At 58.5% G+C, this 17,225-nt stretch carries 15 protein-coding genes and 1 pseudogene; 3 read left to right on the top strand and 13 right to left on the bottom strand.

All coding sequences use genetic code 11. The features are described from left to right. Positions 1 to 241: 241 nt before the first annotated feature. The 3 genes from pptA to ABLV12_RS17180 all read right to left on the bottom strand — a co-directional run bounded on the left by pptA (position 242) and on the right by ABLV12_RS17180 (position 2,286). Positions 242 to 469 (bottom strand): tautomerase PptA, encoded by a 228-nt coding sequence (gene pptA / locus ABLV12_RS17190; protein ID WP_348867182.1) that lies wholly within the window; start codon positions 467 to 469, stop codon positions 242 to 244. Between the two features lie 69 nt (positions 470 to 538). Next, positions 539 to 1,156: a glutathione S-transferase family protein gene (locus ABLV12_RS17185; protein WP_064396074.1), complete on the bottom strand. Its 618-nt coding sequence runs from the start codon at positions 1,154 to 1,156 to the stop codon at positions 539 to 541. 125 nt (positions 1,157 to 1,281) lie between these two features. Continuing rightward, positions 1,282 to 2,286 carry a LacI family DNA-binding transcriptional regulator gene (locus ABLV12_RS17180; RefSeq protein ID WP_201505942.1) on the bottom strand — a complete coding sequence of 335 codons (1,005 nt, stop codon included), beginning with the start codon at positions 2,284 to 2,286 and terminating at the stop codon, positions 1,282 to 1,284. Between the two features lie 304 nt (positions 2,287 to 2,590). On the opposite strand from ABLV12_RS17180, the gene ABLV12_RS17175 reads away from it, so the two are divergent. Both ABLV12_RS17175 and ABLV12_RS17170 read left to right on the top strand, forming a co-directional pair. Then, complete coding sequence (locus ABLV12_RS17175; protein ID WP_049592000.1) at positions 2,591 to 3,787, top strand: L-talarate/galactarate dehydratase; 1,197 nt, start codon at positions 2,591 to 2,593, stop codon at positions 3,785 to 3,787. Positions 3,788 to 4,005: 218 nt separating this feature from the next. After that, a complete protein-coding gene (locus ABLV12_RS17170; protein WP_064396077.1) occupies positions 4,006 to 5,316 on the top strand; it encodes an MFS transporter in 1,311 nt (436 codons plus the stop codon). A gap of 65 nt (positions 5,317 to 5,381) precedes the next feature. On the opposite strand, the gene ABLV12_RS17165 is transcribed toward ABLV12_RS17170, so the two are convergent. The 8 genes and pseudogenes from ABLV12_RS17165 to ABLV12_RS17130 all read right to left on the bottom strand — a co-directional run bounded on the left by ABLV12_RS17165 (position 5,382) and on the right by ABLV12_RS17130 (position 13,802). Then, positions 5,382 to 6,275 (bottom strand): transporter substrate-binding domain-containing protein, encoded by an 894-nt coding sequence (locus tag ABLV12_RS17165; RefSeq protein ID WP_348867181.1) that lies wholly within the window; start codon positions 6,273 to 6,275, stop codon positions 5,382 to 5,384. Then, positions 6,272 to 7,051 carry an amino acid ABC transporter ATP-binding protein gene (locus ABLV12_RS17160; RefSeq protein WP_016807838.1) on the bottom strand — a complete coding sequence of 260 codons (780 nt, stop codon included), beginning with the start codon at positions 7,049 to 7,051 and terminating at the stop codon, positions 6,272 to 6,274. The genes ABLV12_RS17165 and ABLV12_RS17160 overlap by 4 nt, the downstream gene beginning before the upstream one ends. Further along, positions 7,035 to 7,964: an amino acid ABC transporter permease gene (locus tag ABLV12_RS17155; RefSeq protein WP_004101870.1), complete on the bottom strand. Its 930-nt coding sequence runs from the start codon at positions 7,962 to 7,964 to the stop codon at positions 7,035 to 7,037. The genes ABLV12_RS17160 and ABLV12_RS17155 overlap by 17 nt, the downstream gene beginning before the upstream one ends. Before the next feature lie 9 nt (positions 7,965 to 7,973). Next, positions 7,974 to 8,483, bottom strand: coding sequence for a GNAT family N-acetyltransferase (locus ABLV12_RS17150; protein ID WP_016807839.1), 510 nt, complete (start codon positions 8,481 to 8,483; stop codon positions 7,974 to 7,976). A gap of 11 nt (positions 8,484 to 8,494) precedes the next feature. After that, a pseudogene (locus ABLV12_RS17145) lies at positions 8,495 to 10,768 on the bottom strand (NtaA/DmoA family FMN-dependent monooxygenase). A 30-nt stretch (positions 10,769 to 10,798) separates the two neighbouring features. Continuing rightward, positions 10,799 to 11,920 (bottom strand): amidohydrolase, encoded by a 1,122-nt coding sequence (locus ABLV12_RS17140; RefSeq protein ID WP_004101864.1) that lies wholly within the window; start codon positions 11,918 to 11,920, stop codon positions 10,799 to 10,801. Next, positions 11,917 to 12,918 (bottom strand): MsnO8 family LLM class oxidoreductase, encoded by a 1,002-nt coding sequence (locus tag ABLV12_RS17135; protein WP_348867180.1) that lies wholly within the window; start codon positions 12,916 to 12,918, stop codon positions 11,917 to 11,919. The genes ABLV12_RS17140 and ABLV12_RS17135 overlap by 4 nt, the downstream gene beginning before the upstream one ends. A gap of 344 nt (positions 12,919 to 13,262) precedes the next feature. Continuing rightward, positions 13,263 to 13,802 carry an AAA family ATPase gene (locus ABLV12_RS17130; RefSeq protein WP_160886877.1) on the bottom strand — a complete coding sequence of 180 codons (540 nt, stop codon included), beginning with the start codon at positions 13,800 to 13,802 and terminating at the stop codon, positions 13,263 to 13,265. 268 nt (positions 13,803 to 14,070) lie between these two features. Here ABLV12_RS17130 and ansP point away from each other — a divergent pair, with 268 nt between their 5' ends. Beyond that, positions 14,071 to 15,528: an L-asparagine permease gene (ansP, locus tag ABLV12_RS17125; RefSeq protein WP_016807843.1), complete on the top strand. Its 1,458-nt coding sequence runs from the start codon at positions 14,071 to 14,073 to the stop codon at positions 15,526 to 15,528. Between the two features lie 49 nt (positions 15,529 to 15,577). On the opposite strand, the gene ABLV12_RS17120 is transcribed toward ansP, so the two are convergent. Next, on the bottom strand, positions 15,578 to 15,799 hold the full coding sequence (locus ABLV12_RS17120; RefSeq protein ID WP_004101857.1) for a YgdI/YgdR family lipoprotein: 222 nt from the start codon (positions 15,797 to 15,799) through the stop codon (positions 15,578 to 15,580). Between the two features lie 224 nt (positions 15,800 to 16,023). Continuing rightward, positions 16,024 to 17,085, bottom strand: coding sequence for a YncE family protein (locus tag ABLV12_RS17115; RefSeq protein WP_016807844.1), 1,062 nt, complete (start codon positions 17,083 to 17,085; stop codon positions 16,024 to 16,026). Between the last annotated feature and the right edge of the window lie 140 nt (positions 17,086 to 17,225).

Raw genomic sequence — 17,225 nt, 5'->3', positions numbered from 1 at the left:
CCTCAGTCTGGCACTTTGATGCCGTAAGGGGGAGGTGTCCATCACATCGGGCTACAGTGACGCAGACCACTGAGAACGCCTAGCCCGGACAGATGCGCAGCATCGCCTCCGGGATATTCTGCCACTCCGCACTCTCTCCCGGGGGCGGCGCACAGCGCCTGCCCGGGCTACCGGACCGCAGACCGCTGAGGACGCGTAGCCCGGACAGATGCGCAGCATCGCCTTCGGGAAAGAAAGCGGGTTACATGCTATAACCCGGTTTTTTAATCAGCTGTTCCATCTGCGGGGCGATTTCGCTGTCCCACACCTGTTGCCAGTCGCTCTCATTAATTTCATTCAGGGCCACGCTCACCGAGCGCTCTTTGCTGTTGAGATGGCGAATCACCACCTCGGTAATATCGGCGGTCAGCGCCGCTTTTTGTTCATCATTCAGGTCGCGGGGAAAACATTTAATATCAATATGCGGCATAGCAGGCTCCTTTATTGTCAGGATGATAAAGCTAGCATAACCCGCATCATCTGGATCGCTTTTTGTGCTTTAAATCAGTTCGTTGCGGCGAAGAACGGCTTCGAGTTTGGGATGGCGATAAACCGCATCCGCCACGGCGACGAATTTTGGCGTTTGCGCCGCAAACCACTCCCGTCGCGGGCCCCAGGCACACATTGCCGCAATATAGCAGTCCAGCAGAGTTATTTCCGCCCCCAGCGCATACGGCGCGGCGGCAAGCTGCTCCTCCAGCCACTGATAAAGCGATTTGCGATAGCTGATGCAGCTTTCCCGCAGCTGCTCTGGCGCATCGGCGGTCCAGCGCTCCGGGTAATCCGCAAAGGTAAAGGTGGGATAAACGTTCGCCACCAGCCAGATGAGCAGACGCTGAAAGGCATGCCGCTGCGGCGATCCCGGCGCCGGAGCCAGATCCGGTCGCACGTCGAGGATCATCAGAGCAATCGCCGCGGATTCGGTCATCACGCTGCCATCTTCAAGCGTGAGGGTCGGCACCTGACACAGCGGGTTAATCAGCTTGAGACGGTCGCGCTGCGGGCCCGGTTGGTCAAAGCCCTCAACGTTGACAAAATGGTACGGGATATCGGCCAGCGTCAGCATCAGTTCGCTTATCGTTGAGCCCCAGCCGGGTACGCCATAGACGGTGATCATATTCTGCGCCCTCAAGAAATTTGCCGCCCGTGAACAGAGCGGCGACGGGTTTAGCAACCTTCCAGTATAGGTTTGATTGAGCAATATCGCTATGGAGTCCCCCTCGCCCAGGCTAAACCACAGCGCTACGCCGACTCGCGCGCCACCAGGTGAAAGCCAATATCAATAATCGCGTCCCCTTCTTCTCCGCCTTCTATGCGGTCGGCAAGCAGCGTAGCCGCCTGCTCGCCAATGGCGTGACGGTCGACGCTGACGGTGGTGATCGCCGGACGATTGCTGGCGGCGAAATCCAGATCGCCAAAGCCGATCACCGCCAGATTCTGCGGCACGCGCAGCCCCCGGCTTTCCGCTTCCATAATCGCTCCCTGGGCAAGGGTGTCGGAACTGCAGACGATAACGTCAAACTCGCCACTGGCGAGCAGTTCGGCCAGACCGCGTCGCCCCAGCGCCAGCGATGCCGGAAGCGGCACCTCGACCTGCGGGGCAACGTTAATTCCACTTTTGGCCAGCCGGGCCAGGAGCCCCTGCTTTCGCAACGTCGCGCGCGCATCGCCTGCCCACAGCAGTCCCGGGCGACGGTAGCCTTTTTCCAGCAAATATTCGCCAATGGTTTCACCGACTTTTTCATGCGAAAAACCAACCAGCATATCCAGCGGCGTCGGGGTGAGATCCCAGATTTCCACCACCGGCGTGGCGGCGTTGAGGATCGTCCTCTTTAACGCCGGAGCGTGCTGAATACCGGTCAACACTACGCCATCCGGACGCCGGGAGAGTAAGGTTGCTACCAGCTCGGCTTCGGTCTGACGGCTATAGCCCGCCACGCACAGCAGCATATGATAGCCGCGCGCCGCCAGGGTATCGCTCAGCGCCTGGATGGTATCGACAAACATATTGTTATTGATTTGCGGCACCACCACCGCCACCAGTTTGCTGCGCCTGGAGGCCAGGCCGCCGGCCAGCGCGTTGGGGATATAACCCGTGGCCTGCACCGCCTGCATCACTTTCTCTACCGTTTTTGGCCTTACCAGCTGCGGCGTATTCAGCGCCCGACTGACCGTCATCGACGACAACCCGGCGCTGCGGGCCACATCATCCAGCGTCGGCGCGCGCGTCGGTTTTCTGCTTTTCACGACTAAGCCCCTGTGTTGAGTCGTTTCCTGTGGCCATTATTGATGATGGTCCAGGCAATTGCCAGCGCCCGTCCGTACATCCCTAATAGAATCAACGACCTGCCGAATTAAATGTTATCGCTATCATTATGATTTGTGATTTTTCACAAACCTTTTTGGATCGTGACCTGCGCTGCATAATTTTACCCTTTATAACCGCTAATTGTGATCGTTTGTACAAATTAAAATCACTAACGTAGCGCAAAATCAGCGCCGGGATTAAAAATGTTAGCGCAAACATTTTATTACCAAAAGGGAACTCACTATGACCTCGAGCGCAAATTCCGACTCCGTGACCTACGCCAAAGCTTCCGGCGTCAAAACCGCCGCTGAAACCGGCGACCGCATTGAACATGTCAAACTGTCGCTGGCCTTTCTGCCGCTGGCCACCCCCGTCAGCGATGCAAAGGTTCTGACCGGTCGGCAAAAACCGCTGACCGAAGTAGCGATCATCATCGCGGAAATCCGCTCCCGGGACGGCTTTGAAGGCGTTGGCTTCAGCTATTCCAAACGCGCGGGCGGCCAGGGTATTTACGCCCACGCCACGGAGATTGCCGATAATCTGCTCGGCGAAGACCCGAATGATATCGACAAGATCTACACCAAACTGCTGTGGGCCGGGGCTTCCGTAGGTCGTAGCGGCATGGCGGTGCAGGCAATCTCCCCTATCGATATTGCGCTGTGGGATATGAAAGCCAAACGCGCCGGGCTACCGCTGGCGAAACTGCTCGGTTCGCATCGCGATTCCGTGCAGTGTTACAACACCTCCGGCGGCTTCCTGCATACCCCGCTGGAGCAGGTGTTGAAAAACGTGGCTATCTCACGCGAGAACGGGATTGGCGGGATAAAACTGAAAGTCGGTCAGCCGAATACCGCTGAGGATATTCGCCGTCTGACGGCAGTACGCGAAGTCCTGGGCGATGACTTCCCGCTGATGGTGGACGCCAACCAGCAGTGGGACCGTGAAACCGCTATCCGCATGGGGCGCAAAATGGAGCAGTTCAATCTGATCTGGATTGAAGAGCCCCTTGACGCCTACGATGTGGAAGGCCACGCACAGCTCGCCGCCGCGCTGGATACGCCGATTGCCACCGGCGAGATGCTGACCAGCTTCCGCGAACATGAGCAGCTGATCCTCGGCAACGCCAGCGACTTCGTGCAGCCCGATGCGCCGCGCGTCGGCGGCATCTCCCCGTTCCTGAAGATTATGGATCTGGCGGCGAAGCACGGACGCAAGCTGGCCCCGCACTTTGCGATGGAGGTACACCTGCATCTCGCCGCCGCCTACCCGCTCGAGCCCTGGCTGGAGCACTTCGAGTGGCTGAACCCGCTGTTTAACGAACAGCTGGAGCTGCGCGACGGGCGGATGTGGGTTTCCGAACGCCACGGTCTGGGCTTCACCCTGAGCGAACAGGCCCGCCGCTGGACCCAGCAAAGCTGCGAGTTTGGCAAACGCCCTTAACCGAATTCCCCGCATGGCGGCATAAGGGCTACAGGCCCCGTAGCCCGGCCAAGGCGCATCAGGCGCCGCCCCCGGGAGAATACCGCATTCTCCCGGAGGCGATGCTGCGCATCTGTCCGGGTTACCGGTCCGCGGACGACTGAAAACCCGTAGCCCTGCCGGGGAAATACCTCTTATTGGCTGTACCCACAATAAACAATCCTGCAAAGGAGTTGAAGATGACTACACCCTTAAAACGCAGCAACGTGCGTTACGGCATATTACTGTTTTTATTTCTGGCTACCGTATTTAATTATGCCGACCGGGCAACGCTGTCCGTTGTCGCGCCTATTATGAGCAAAGAGTTAGGTTTTGATCCCGAGGCGATGGGGCTGGCTTTTTCAGTTTTTGGCATCTCCTACGTCATTATGCAAATACCCGGCGGCTGGCTGCTGGATAAATATGGTTCGCGGCTGGTCTACGGCTGCGCGCTGATTGGCTGGTCAGTCGTCACCATGTTTCAGGGAACGATCTATCTGTTCGCCAGCCCGCTGATTGTACTGGTTATTCTGCGCCTGATGATGGGCGCGATAGAAGCCCCCGCCTTTCCCGCTAACAGCCGTCTGAGCGTACAGTGGTTTCCCAATAAAGAGCGCGGGTTCGTCACTTCGGTCTATCAGGCCGCGCAGTATATTTCCCTGGGGATTATTACGCCGCTAATGACGATTATTCTGCATAATTTAAGCTGGCACTACGTATTTTATTATATTGGCGCTATCGGCGTGGTGCTGGGGATATTCTGGCTGGCAAAAGTGAAAGACCCGTCTCATCACCCTAAAATTAACCAGCAGGAGCTCGACTATATTCGCGAAGGCGGCGGCGAACCGGAATTAGGTACGAAAAAAACGCAGCAGAAATTAACCCTCGCACAGATTAAAAGCGTTTGCGTTAATCGCATGATGATCGGCGTGTATATCGGCCAGTTCTGCGTAACGTCCATTACCTGGTTCTTCCTGACCTGGTTTCCGACCTATCTTTACCAGGCCAAAGGCATGTCGATTCTCAAGGTCGGCTTTGTCGCCAGCATCCCGGCCATTGCCGGATTTATCGGCGGCCTGCTGGGCGGCGTGTTCTCGGACTGGCTGCTGAAACGCGGCTATAGCCTGACGACCGCCCGCAAGTTGCCGGTGATCTGCGGCATGCTGCTCTCCTGCGTCATTGTGGTCGCCAACTACACCACTTCGGAAGTGGTGGTGATCGCCGCCATGAGCCTGGCTTTCTTTGCTAAAGGGTTCGGTAACCTCGGCTGGTGCGTGCTGAGCGACACATCACCCAAGGAGATGCTGGGAATTGCCGGTGGGGTGTTCAATATGTGCGGCAACCTGGCGAGTATTATCACGCCGCTGGTTATCGGCGTGATCCTCGCTAATACTCACTCCTTCGATTACGCCATCCTGTACGTCGGTTCCATGGGCGTACTGGGCCTGTTCTCCTACCTGTTTATCGTCGGGCCGCTGGATCGCTTAACGCTGACCCCGCGCGCCGCCTGATTTAAAACTCTGGCGAGCCTTCGCCTCCGCTGTTTCGCATCACACTCCTGCGAAACAGCGGTTTTTTAGTAGGTAATCCCCGGCGGATTCACCTCCGATTGCCTCACCTCTTCGCCCTGCTCGCCCCAGCGGGCCAGCACTTTCTGATACTCTCCGCGCGCTATCGCGCCATCCAGCGCGGCCTGAAGCGCATAGACCAGTCCGTTACCCTTCCTGGTGGTGGTGGCGACATAAGCCTTTTTTGGGCCCAGCCCGACAACTTTGGTTTTACCGCTGAGCGCCGCTTTGTAAGCGGCTACCGACTGCGGCCCAAAAAACACGTCCGCGCGACCGGACTGAATATAGAGATTGCCCGAAGCGTCATCGGTCAGGTAGACCGGTAGCGCAGGTTGTCGCCCGGCGGCTTCGTTTTCGGCGTTCCAGCCGAGCAAAATTCGCTCCTGGTTGGTCCCGGAGCCGACAATCACTTTTTTACCAGCGAGATCCGCCGGGCCGCTCACGCTGGCGATGTCGCTGGTCGATTTTACGGAAAAGGCCAGCGAATCGACGCGATAGGTGGCAAAATCAAACTTCGCTTTCCGCTGCTCGGTTACCGCAATATTCACCAGCGCCACGTCGTAGCGCCCGGAAGTAATCCCCAACGGCCAGTCCTCCCAGGCGGTGGGCACCAGCTTTAGCTTCAGCCCGAGGCTGCCGGCCAGCAGTCGGGCGATATCCGGGTCGCTGCCGATACGCGTGCGGTTATCGCTGGCCAGCAGCGCCAGCGGCGGCGAGTTGAGCGCTGAAATCGCCACCGTTAAAGTACCCGGTTCGACGAAGGCGTAATCCGCCGGGATCTTCGCCACCGCCTGCTCATCGCGGGTTACCGGCAGCGGCTGCTCGTTGGCGCGCAGGTCGATAGCCGCCTGCGATGCCGCAGATAAAGAGAGTAACGCCAGGGGCAAAAATCCGTTTCTCATGCCGCTAATACCCTCGATAAAAACTGCTGCGTACGCGGGTGCTGCGGATGGTTCAGCACATCGTCGCTGCTGCCCTGCTCGACTATCTTGCCGTCGACCATAAACACCACCCGATCCGCCACCTCTTTCGCAAAGCCAATTTCGTGGGTGACCACGACCAGCGTGGTGCCGGAGCGCGCCAGCTTTTTAATCACATCCAGCACTTCCCCCACCAGCTCCGGGTCAAGCGCGGAGGTGGGTTCATCAAACAGCATCACTCGCGGGTTAAGCGCCAGCGCCCGGGCAATGGCGATGCGTTGCTGCTGACCGCCGGACAGGTGCCGCGACCAGGCGTCGGCTTTATTGCGTAGTCCAACTACGTCCAGCAGTTCGTACGCCCGCGCGATAGCCTCCTTACGGGTCGCCTGTTTATGGGCGATGGGGGCTTCAATCAGGTTTTCCAGCACCGTCAGGTGCGGGAACAGGTTGAAGTTCTGAAACACGTAGCCAACGTTGATCCGCTGGCGAAGGATCTCCTTCTCTTTCAGTTCGTAGAGCTTGTCGCCTTTACGGCGATAACCGATATAGTCGCCATCGATCTGAATAAAGCCTTCATCAACGCGCTCCAGATGATTGATCGCCCGCAGCAGCGTCGATTTTCCCGAACCGGACGGCCCGAGGATCACCGTCACCGTACCGGGTGCTATTTCCAGCGATACATCGTCCAGCGCTTTATGGCGGCCAAAGTATTTGCTGACGCCGGTAATGGAGATATGACCGTTACGAGAGTTGAGCATGGGCGGACTCCTGCGGTTGGGGACGATGAACGGTTTCAACAACGCGACGGCTGCTGCGGGCGCTATTAACCGCCGAGCGGCGCTCGCTGCGGGCCAGGCCGCGCTCGACCAGATACTGAATCAGCGACAGCACGCTGGTGATCGCCAGGTACCAGGCGGCGCCGACCATCAGCAGGGGGATCACTTCCTGGGTGCGGTTATAGATCATCTGGATGGTGTAAAACAGCTCCGGCATCGCCAGCACGTAAACCATCGCCGTCCCCTTGGCGAGGCTGATAATTTCGTTAAAACCCGCCGGTAAAATGGTGCGCAGCGCCTGCGGCAGGATAATGCGCAGCGTGCGGCGGCTGGCCGGAAGCCCCAGCGCCGCCGCCGCTTCATACTGCCCGTGATCGACCCCGAGGAAACCACCGCGAATAATTTCGGCGGTGTAGGCGCTTTGTACCAGGGTCAGCCCGACAACGGCGGTAGAAAACTGCCCCAGCACGCTAATGGTCTCAAAGCTGGCCCAGCGAATAGCGGTGAACGGAATGCCGATCGACAGGGTGTCGTAGAGATAAGAGAAGTTGTAGAGAATAATCAGCACCACGATCAGCGGCAGCGAGCGAAACAACCAGATATAGCCCCAGGCAAGGCTGCTCAGCAGCCATGAACTGGAGAGTCGCGCCAGCGCCAGCAGTCCACCGAAGATAACGCTGAGCGCCGTCGCCAGCAGGGTCAACAGCAGCGTCTGCCCAAGGCCTTCGAGGATCACCGGGTCAAAGAACCAGCGGGCAAAGACGCCCCACTCCCAGCGCGGGTTAAAGGCAACTGATTGAATCACCACCGCCAGCACCAGCAGCGCCAGCACCGCGCCCACTGCCCGCAGCGGATAGCGCGCGGGGACAACCTTAATCGTTTCCTGAGTATGCATATTGTCTCCTTAAGCGCTCTGGCTCAGCGCGCTGACCGCCAGCGCTTTCGTAAAGCGCAGCCGACCATCGAACGGCGGCAAACTGTACTCTTCCGGATCGCGGTTGAGGTCAAACTGCGCCTCGTAGCCCTGGCTCAGATAGAGCCGCACCGCTTCCGGCTGACGAAAACCGGTCGTCAAAAAGATATGGCTGTAGCCCGCCAGCAGCGCCCGACGTTCCAGCTCCTGCACCACTTTCGCCGCCAGCCCCTGCTGGCGCAGACGACGATGGGTCCAGATCCGTTTGATTTCTGCCGTATGGGCATCTTTCGGTTTATACGCGCCGGTAGCGATAATTTCCCCCTCCCGCTCCAGCACGATAAATAGCCCCTGCGGCGCCAGATACCATTCAGTCAGCTCGACTTCGGCATCGCGGGAAAAGTAGTCGCCGTAGCGCGCGGCGTACTCGCCGAACAGGCCCTCAATAATCGGCTGCAGCTCCGGCGCTTCCGGAGAGACATCGCGGAATAGATCGCTCATCATGCCTCCTGTTAGTCGCCGAGTCCGGCCGGGTTAATTTCCGATTGCGGGATGCTCTCCACGCCTTCGCCCCAGCGACTCAGCACCTTCGCGTAATCGCCGCTGCGGATAGCGCCGTTCAGCGCCGTCTGTACCGGTTCAACCAGACCGCTGCCTTTTTTCACCGTCACGGCGATATGCGCCGCCTTCGGCCAGCCGCCGTCAACGCTGCCCACCAGCCTGGTTTTGCCGGTCAGCGCCGCTTTCCACGCGCCGATTACGTTCGGGCCGAAGAAGGCATCGGCGCGCCCGGACTGCAGCGCCAGGGTCTGGGCGGCGTCGTCTTTGGTGTAGACCGGCGTAAACGGCTTCAGCCCCTTCTTGAGATTCTCGGCGTTCCACGCCAACAAAATCGCTTCCTGGTTGGTGCCGGAGCCGACGATAATCCGCAGCCCGGCAATATCTTCGGCTTTTTCAATTTTGCTCAGCGGACTGGTGCTCTTGACGTAAAAACCCAGCGAATCTTTGCGGTAGGTGGCGAAATCAAACTTCTCTTTGCGCTCTTTGGTCACGGTGATATTGCTGACCGCCGCATCATATTTGCCGGAGGCGACGCCGAGCGGCCAATCTTCCCACGAGGTGGGCACCACGTTCAGCTCCAGCCCGAGGCTGTCGGCCACCAGGCGGGCGATATCCACCTCGCTGCCGAGCAGGGTTTTGTTATCATCAGAAAACACGGTCAGCGGCGGCGAATTCAGCGCGGCGACCGCGACGGTCAGCTTACCCGGCACCGCCAGGTGGAGACCTTTCGGCAGTTGGGCGATAGCCTGAGGGTTTTTTGCCGTGTGAATCGGCGTTTTGTTAGCTTCGAGGCTTACGCCGGTGCCGTTGATCGTGACGTTCTGCGCCCAGGATGACGCGCTCACGGCCAGCGCCAGCGCCAGTAATAGCGTTTTTTTCTGCATTTTCTGCATAGCGGGTGTTCTCTATTATTGTTTTTGGAATTGATTGACGGGCTCTGCCAGCCCTAAACTTTCGCGCAGCGTGGTGCCGGGATATTCTTCACGGAATAATCCACGCTGCTGCAGGATCGGTACCACCTGGTCCACAAAGCGCGGGAAGGTATCCGGCGTACCGCCCTGGATAATAAAACCGTCCGCCGCGCGCTGTTCAAACCACTGCTGTAGCCCATCTGCCACCTCTGCGGCGGTTCCGGCAAAACGCGGTCGCGGGCTGGCTGCCTCCAGCGCGACCTGGCGCAGGGTCAGGCCGCGTTCGCGGGCGTTGCGTTTAATCTCATCGGTGGTGCTGCGAAAGCTGTTCTGCCCGAGGTCGCCGATATCCGGGAACGCCTCATCCAGCGGATATTGGGCGAAATCGTGATGCTCAAAATAGCGGCCAAGATAATTCAGCGCGTCCTCAATCGATACCAGCGCGGCGGTGGTCTGGTATTGCTGTTCCACATCGTCGGCGCTATCGCCAACGATCACGCTGACGCCCTGGAAAATGTGTAGTTCGCTCTCCCGGCGGCCGTACGCGTCGAGCTGGCTTTTGACGTCGCGATAAAAGGCCTGCGCTTCCGCCAGCGATTCCTGATGGGTAAAAATAGCGTCGGCATGGCTGGCGGCTAATTTTTTACCGTCTTCGGAAGCGCCCGCCTGAAAGATAATGGGTCGGCCCTGCGGCGTGCGGGCAATATTTAGCGGGCCGGCCACTTTGAAGAAATCACCGTGATGATTAAGCGTATGCAGCTTATTTTTATCAAAGAACTGGCCGCTCTCTTTATTACGAATAAACGCGTCCTGTTCCCATGAATCCCACAGGCCTTTAACGACCTGAAGATATTCATCGGCGATGCGGTAGCGCAGCGCATGATCGGGATGCTGCGCCCGGGAGAAGTTTTTCGCTGAGCCTTCGAGCGGCGATGTCACCACGTTCCAGCCAGCGCGTCCTCCGCTCAGATGATCGAGGCTGGCGAACTGGCGAGCGGTGGTAAAGGGCTCGCTGTAGGAGGTCGACAAGGTGCCGACGAGGCCTAAACGCGAGGTTACCGCTGCAAGGGTGGATAATACGGTGAGTGGTTCAAAACGGTTTAAAAAATGCGGGATCGATTTTTCATTAATATATAAGCCATCGGCAACAAAAATAAAATCGAGCTTGCCCTCTTCCGCTTTTAACGCCGTCTGCTTCACGAACTCAAAGTTAATACTGGCGTCGGCCAGCGCGGCCGGATGGCGCCAGGCCGACATATTTCCCGATGCGCCATGTAAGATAGTGCCAATGCGCAGCTGTCGTTGTTCAGACATCGTTAATCCTTAGTCTATGACCCTGAATAATTAAAGTTCTTTCAGCGCCTGCTCTGCCAGATCGGCAAAGTAGTGCGCCGCCGGCGCGATTAAGCGCTCATCCGGGTTAAACGCCGGATGGTGAAGACCAAACTCGCTGGCGCTGCCGATGCTGACGAACGCGCCGGGAATATGCTGAAGATAAACGGCGAAATCCTCTCCGCCGAGATGGAGATCCGCATGGTGCGTGCGGTAGCCGGATCGATCGGCCACGTGGCTGGCGAAAGCCGCCCAGCGCTCATCATTGACCAGCGCGGTCGGCCCGGCGTACCAGAAGACATCGATCTGCGCGCCGAAGGCGCTGGCGAAGCCGGCGGCAATCTCGCTCACCCGCGCCTTCACCCGCTGCTGGACTTCGCTGCTGTGGGTGCGCAGCGTACCTTCCAGCTCAACGCTTTCCGGCAGGACATTCCACGTATTGCCGCCCTGAATCCGCGTGACGCTCAGCACCACGGAATCGAGGGTGTTCACTTCGCGGCTGGCGACGCTTTGCAGCAGGGTCACCAGCTGGCTGGCCAGCAGAATGGCATCCTTCCCTTCATGAGGCCGGGCGGCGTGAGCGCCTTTGCCGGTCACCTTAAACACAAAGCGATCGACGTTGGCATAAAACGCGCCGCCTCGGGTGGCGAATTCCCCCACCGGCAGCCCCGGTTCATTATGCATACCGAAAATGGCGGAAACGCCCTCCAGCACGCCGGCGCGAATCAGGGTTTTCGCGCCGCCGAAGCTCTCCTCCGCCGGCTGGAACAGAATGCGGACGCGTCCCGCCAGCTGCGCTTCGCGTTGTTTCAGTAGTAAGGCCGCGCCAAGGATCACGCTGGTATGAATATCATGCCCGCAGGCGTGCATCACGCCGGCATTCAGCGAGCGAAACGGCACGCTGGCCGCCTCTTCGATCGGCAGCGCATCAATATCGGCACGCAGGGCAATCACCTTATTGCCGCTCCCAACCTCGGCAACCGCGCCGGTTTTCAGATCATATGGCAACAGGCTGATGCCGCCGCTTTGTAGCCAGTCGCGAATACGCGCGGTGGTGTCGACCTCCTGCAGCGAAAGTTCCGGATACTGATGCAGCTCGCGCCGCCAGCGAATTAACTGTTCAGCAAGGCTCATGGCTGGACCTCCGCGCTCAGATGCGCCCGGGCCAACAGACGCAGGGAGTTAAGGCGCGCCGCGCCGTCGCTAATGGGCGTGTCGATAATAAATTCGTCGATGTTCCACGCCGACTGCAAGGCATCCAGCTGCGCTTTCACCTGCTCGGGGGTGCCGGACAGCACGGCCGATTCCCGCCGGGCGATACGCGTCGGCCTGCTGCCCGCCTGACGGGCAAAGGCGGCCGCCTGCGCTTCGCTGCCGACGGTCACCCGCTGACCGTTTTCCAGCTCAACGCCCCATGCTTCGACGGATTTTGCCAGCGCCGCGGCCGCTGCGGCCTCTTCGGCCACAATAACCTGAACGGCGATAATGGCGTCGCGACGGCTCAGTTCGCGCCAGCGGGTTAACACCTCCCGCAGCAGTTGCTTATCGCCGTTGAGATGGGCGGCGAAGACGAAGTTCCAGTCCAGCTGCGCCGCCAGCTGCGCGCTCTCCAGGCTGGCGCCGAGCAGAAAACCGTCGGCGCGACGCGGCGGGATTGGGGTTGCGCGGACGCTCTCTTCACCATCGGTTTCGGTCAGCGACAGCCAGTTGTCGAGCTGCGCCAGCTGGTCGGCAAAACTCCCCTTTTGCTGGAGATTAAGTCCCTGCTGCAACGCGCGAGTGGAGAGCGGCAGTCCGCCGGGGGCTTTGCCCACGCCCAGATCCACGCGGCCCGGGGCAAGAGAAGCCAGCATATTGAAGTTCTCCGCCACCTTATATGGGCTGTAGTGCTGCAGCATAACGCCGCCGGAGCCAACGCGAATGCTGCGGGTCTGGCCGAGGATCCAGGCAATCGCCAGTTCCGGCGACGGGCTGGCGAGCTGGTCGGTGTTGTGGTGTTCGGCGATCCAGAAACGGTGATATCCCCAGGCTTCCGCCTGTTGCGCGAGCGTTAATGTGCGCGCCAGCGCCTGGGCGGCCGTTTCTCTGGCCGCCAGCGGGCTTTTATCCAGGATACTGATTCGATAAGACATTTCGCAGGCTCATGTGAATTAACATGTCTGCATTATTAGAAGCGCCCGCGGCTGGAGAGAAACAATTTATTTACATGTGCTCTGCCGAAAATTAGATATGCGGTGAGGTAAATGTCCCCGGAGGCGATGCCACGTCACGACACATTCCCCGGGTTGCGGCGCAAACGCCTTACCCGGGCTACGAGTTCCCGGCAATCAGCGGCCCGGTAGCCCGGCGCCGCCCCCGGAAAAAGAGCGCAGAGTGGCAAAATTTCCCGGAGGCGATGCTGCGCATCTGTCCGGGCTACGCGTCCTGAGCAATCTGCGGGCCTGTAGCCCGGCTAAGCGCAGCGCGAGCCGGGGGATTATCGGCTATTCTGCCGAAGCTCGCGCACCAGCGCCTCGGTCTGCTGCTGGTTGCGTAAGCGCACAAAGCGAATATGTCGATACTGCGGATCCTGCATATCCGCCAGATAGCGGCGGCGATTATTGAGCCAGGTTTTTAGCGTCCAGAGAATAATGGAGTCCCGGCTAAAGAAGGAGCGGCGGAAGGTTTCACAGTTACCGGTGCCGGGCCACAGTTCCTGGCGTCGGCTGGCACGCGATGCCGCGCGCCAGATAGCCTGGCGCATCGTGCGCCAGAAGCTGTAATCCACCCACACCACCAGATCCACGTCGCGCCATTTTACCGGACGACTGCGGTTATAGTTGCCGTCAAGCACCCAGCCTGGCGCGGCGAGTGCGGCGGCGAGCTTAGCGTAGAACTCATCGTCCGGCGTCCCTTGCCACTCGGGCAGCCAGTAGAGTACATCCATTTCGATATAAGGCAGAGACAGTTCCTGAGCCAGCCGACGCGCGAGGGTAGATTTACCGACGCCGCTGGTCCCTACTACGTTGATTTTCATCGTGGCCTCTCGGGCAAAACGCGGGCGGAAAAGCATAGCGCAATACCATTAAAACGCTGAGCAAAATTTCAAGGGCGCCGGGGAAGGACTTAAACCTGCCGATCTCATTGATATTTAAGCAAGTGCTGTCGACAAATCTTTTACGTGCGTCCATTTTCCGATACGTGTAGGATTCTCCGCCATGCTCGCTTATCTCATTCATCAGAATGATGGGAGAGCCAGCAGCACGAACCACTTCATGGACATTGACAGGAAAATAGCGACATCAATGAATACAAAACACTCTAGCGTGGCGGAGCAGCACGCTGCCAAACGCCACTGGCTAAACTCGCAGGAGTCCGGCTACCACAAGGCAATGGGCAACCGTCAGGTGCAGATGATTGCCATCGGCGGCGCGATTGGTACCGGCCTGTTCCTCGGCGCGGGCGCGCGCCTGCAGATGGCGGGACCGGCGCTGGCGCTGGTTTATCTGGTCTGCGGCCTCTTCTCGTTCTTTATTTTACGCGCGCTTGGCGAGCTGGTGCTTCATCGCCCTTCCAGCGGCAGCTTCGTCTCCTACGCCCGCGAGTTCCTCGGCGAAAAAGCGGCTTACGTTGCGGGCTGGATGTACTTCATCAACTGGGCGATGACCGGGATTGTCGATATCACCGCCGTCGCGCTGTATATGCACTACTGGGGCGCGTTCGGCGACGTTCCGCAGTGGGTGTTTGCCCTCGGCGCGCTGGCGATCGTCGGCACCATGAATATGATCGGCGTGAAATGGTTCGCCGAGATGGAGTTCTGGTTCGCGCTGGTCAAGGTACTGGCAATCGTGGCGTTTCTGGTGGTCGGGACTATTTTTCTTGGCACCGGCAAGCCGCTGGATGGCAATGCCACCGGTTTCCATCTGATCACCGATAACGGCGGTCTGTTCCCGCACGGCCTGCTCCCGGCGCTGGTGCTGGTTCAGGGCGTGGTTTTCGCCTTCGCTTCTATTGAACTGGTAGGTACCGCCGCCGGCGAGTGTAAAGATCCGCAGACCATGGTGCCGCGCGCCATCAACAGCGTCATCTGGCGTATTGGTCTGTTCTACGTTGGCTCGGTGCTGCTGCTGGTGCTGCTGCTACCGTGGAATGCCTATCAGGCCGGGCAGAGCCCGTTCGTCACCTTCTTCTCGAAGCTGGGCGTGCCGTATATCGGCAGCGTGATGAATATTGTGGTATTAACCGCCGCGCTCTCCAGCCTCAACTCCGGACTGTACTGCACCGGGCGTATTCTGCGCTCCATGTCGATGGGCGGTTCAGCGCCTAAATTTATGTCGAAAATGAGCCGCCATCACGTGCCCTATGCCGGTATTCTGGCAACGCTGGGCGTCTATGTCGTTGGGGTATTCCTCAACTACCTGGTGCCTTCGCAGGTGTTTGAGATAGTCCTCAACGTCGCTTCGCTGGGCATCATCGCCTCGTGGGGATTTATTGTGGTGTGCCAGATGCGCCTGCGCAAGGCGATCAAAGAAGGCAAGGCCGCAGACGTCAGCTTCAAGATGCCGGGAGCGCCTTTTACTTCCTGGCTGACCCTGCTATTCCTGCTGAGCGTGCTGGTATTAATGGCTTTCGATTACCCGAATGGGACTTATACCATCGGTTCGATTCCGCTGATTGCCGTTTTGCTGGTCGCCGGCTGGTTTGGCGTACGCAAGCGCGTGCATGATATTCACAGCACTGCGCCGGATATTGAAAAACCGTAACCCGTCCCTTTTGCGGTTTGCCCGGTGGGGCAAACCGCAACTGCAGAACTTAATTATCTTCCACCAGCTGAGCAACATCGCTGCTGTTAATCTGGCGCTTATTGCCCGACTCATCGGTATAGCTGGTCATGCCGGTATCTTTATCCAGCTTCGGTTTGCCCTGCGTCACAATGGTTTGCCCGCTTTTCGTCGTCATCACGTAGTTTGAGCTACAGCCTGCCAGCAAAGCCAGCATTGCGCCGGCGCAAACGACCATCAATGTTCTTTTCATCATATCTCCAGGATTAATGCCACCGTCCCGCTTGCGCAGGAAAGCGGTAAGTTTATAGCCATTACATTTGTCAGGCTAATAAGCGTTTGTAACAGAGGGTGATATCGGTGAAGACGCTATTTTCTGTAAGGCACGAACCAGGCGAAGATTATGCCGACCGGGTAAGACGCAAACCGCCGCCCGGCAGAACGACTTTCAGGAGGGGCTTCCCCCTCCCGTGAAGATCACAGCGCGATGCGGATAACGTCATCCGGCTGGGTCGCCTCTTTCTGACGCGTCGATTCCTGCTTCACGCTAACGTACAGCGTTTTGCCATCGGCGGAAAGCATCAGGCTGTTCGGGTGGGTCGGGGTTTTGAAAGTTTTGACCACCTTGTAGCTCTTACCATCGATCACGCTCACTTCCCCGGCTTTGCGGTGCGTCACGTAGGCTTCATTGCGCGTCGGGTTGAACAGAACGGCCAGGGACTCCGGCGCGGCGATTTTCTCCAGCACTTTGCCATCGCGAATATCGACCACCAGCACTTCCGGCTGTTTACTGTCGGTGATAAAGGCGCGATGACCGGCGGTATCAAGGCTGAGATTCAGATAGAAGTGCTCTTTGCCATCATCCTGCAACTTCTTGCGCGAGAGGATCTTATTGCTGGTACTGTCGATAGTCACCAGCTCGCCGTCGGCGTTGGTGGTATAGATGCGGTTCGCTTCTGCGTCCACCGCCAGGCCGGTCGCCATTGCGCCGGTATTAGCGATAGTGTCTTTCAGCGTCAGCTTGTCGCCATCCACAACCCAAATCACGCTCTCTTTACCCAGGCCGGTGATGTAGACGGTATTGGTTTTCTCATTGACCGCCAGCTCGCGCGGCGCCAGCGGGCGCACGGTTTCGCTGCGCTGACGAGCGTCGAGCACCAGACGCCCTTTTACCTTACCGGTTTTAGCATCAATGGCAGTGACGGTGCTGTCGGTAGTGTTGCCAAACCACAGGGTCTGGGTGGCGTTATTGATCGTCGCGCCGAAGGGTTTCAGGTCGTTATGAATGATCTGGGTCACTTCGAGGGTCGTCGGATCGAGACGATAAACGATGCCGCCTTTATCCAGCGAACGGCTTTGCGATGTGGCCACCCACAGCGCGTTCTCCTGCTGGCTATAGGCCATTTCGTATGCGCCCTTGCCGACGGCTTTGCGCAGCATTTCTTCCGCCGCATGGGCGCTAAAGCTCCCCGCCAGCAGTAATGAAGTTAACAACAGTGAACGGCGCAGACGCGGCGCGGACAGATGACGTAATGACATGACGACTCCCTTTGATAAAACAAATATATGCCTGCTCGACAGTGCTTCCGGGGCGCAAAATCATCGCTTTGCGCTATTCTTTGGAATGCGAATAGTAATCATTATTTATCGCAATGTGGAGCGTTAATTACCAGTTGTGT

The organism is Klebsiella sp. CN_Kp100, from assembly GCF_040065315.1.
Lineage (GTDB): Bacteria > Pseudomonadota > Gammaproteobacteria > Enterobacterales > Enterobacteriaceae > Klebsiella > Klebsiella oxytoca.
Note: the sequence above shows the minus strand (reverse complement) of the source record. Positions and strands in the feature narration are given on the sequence as shown.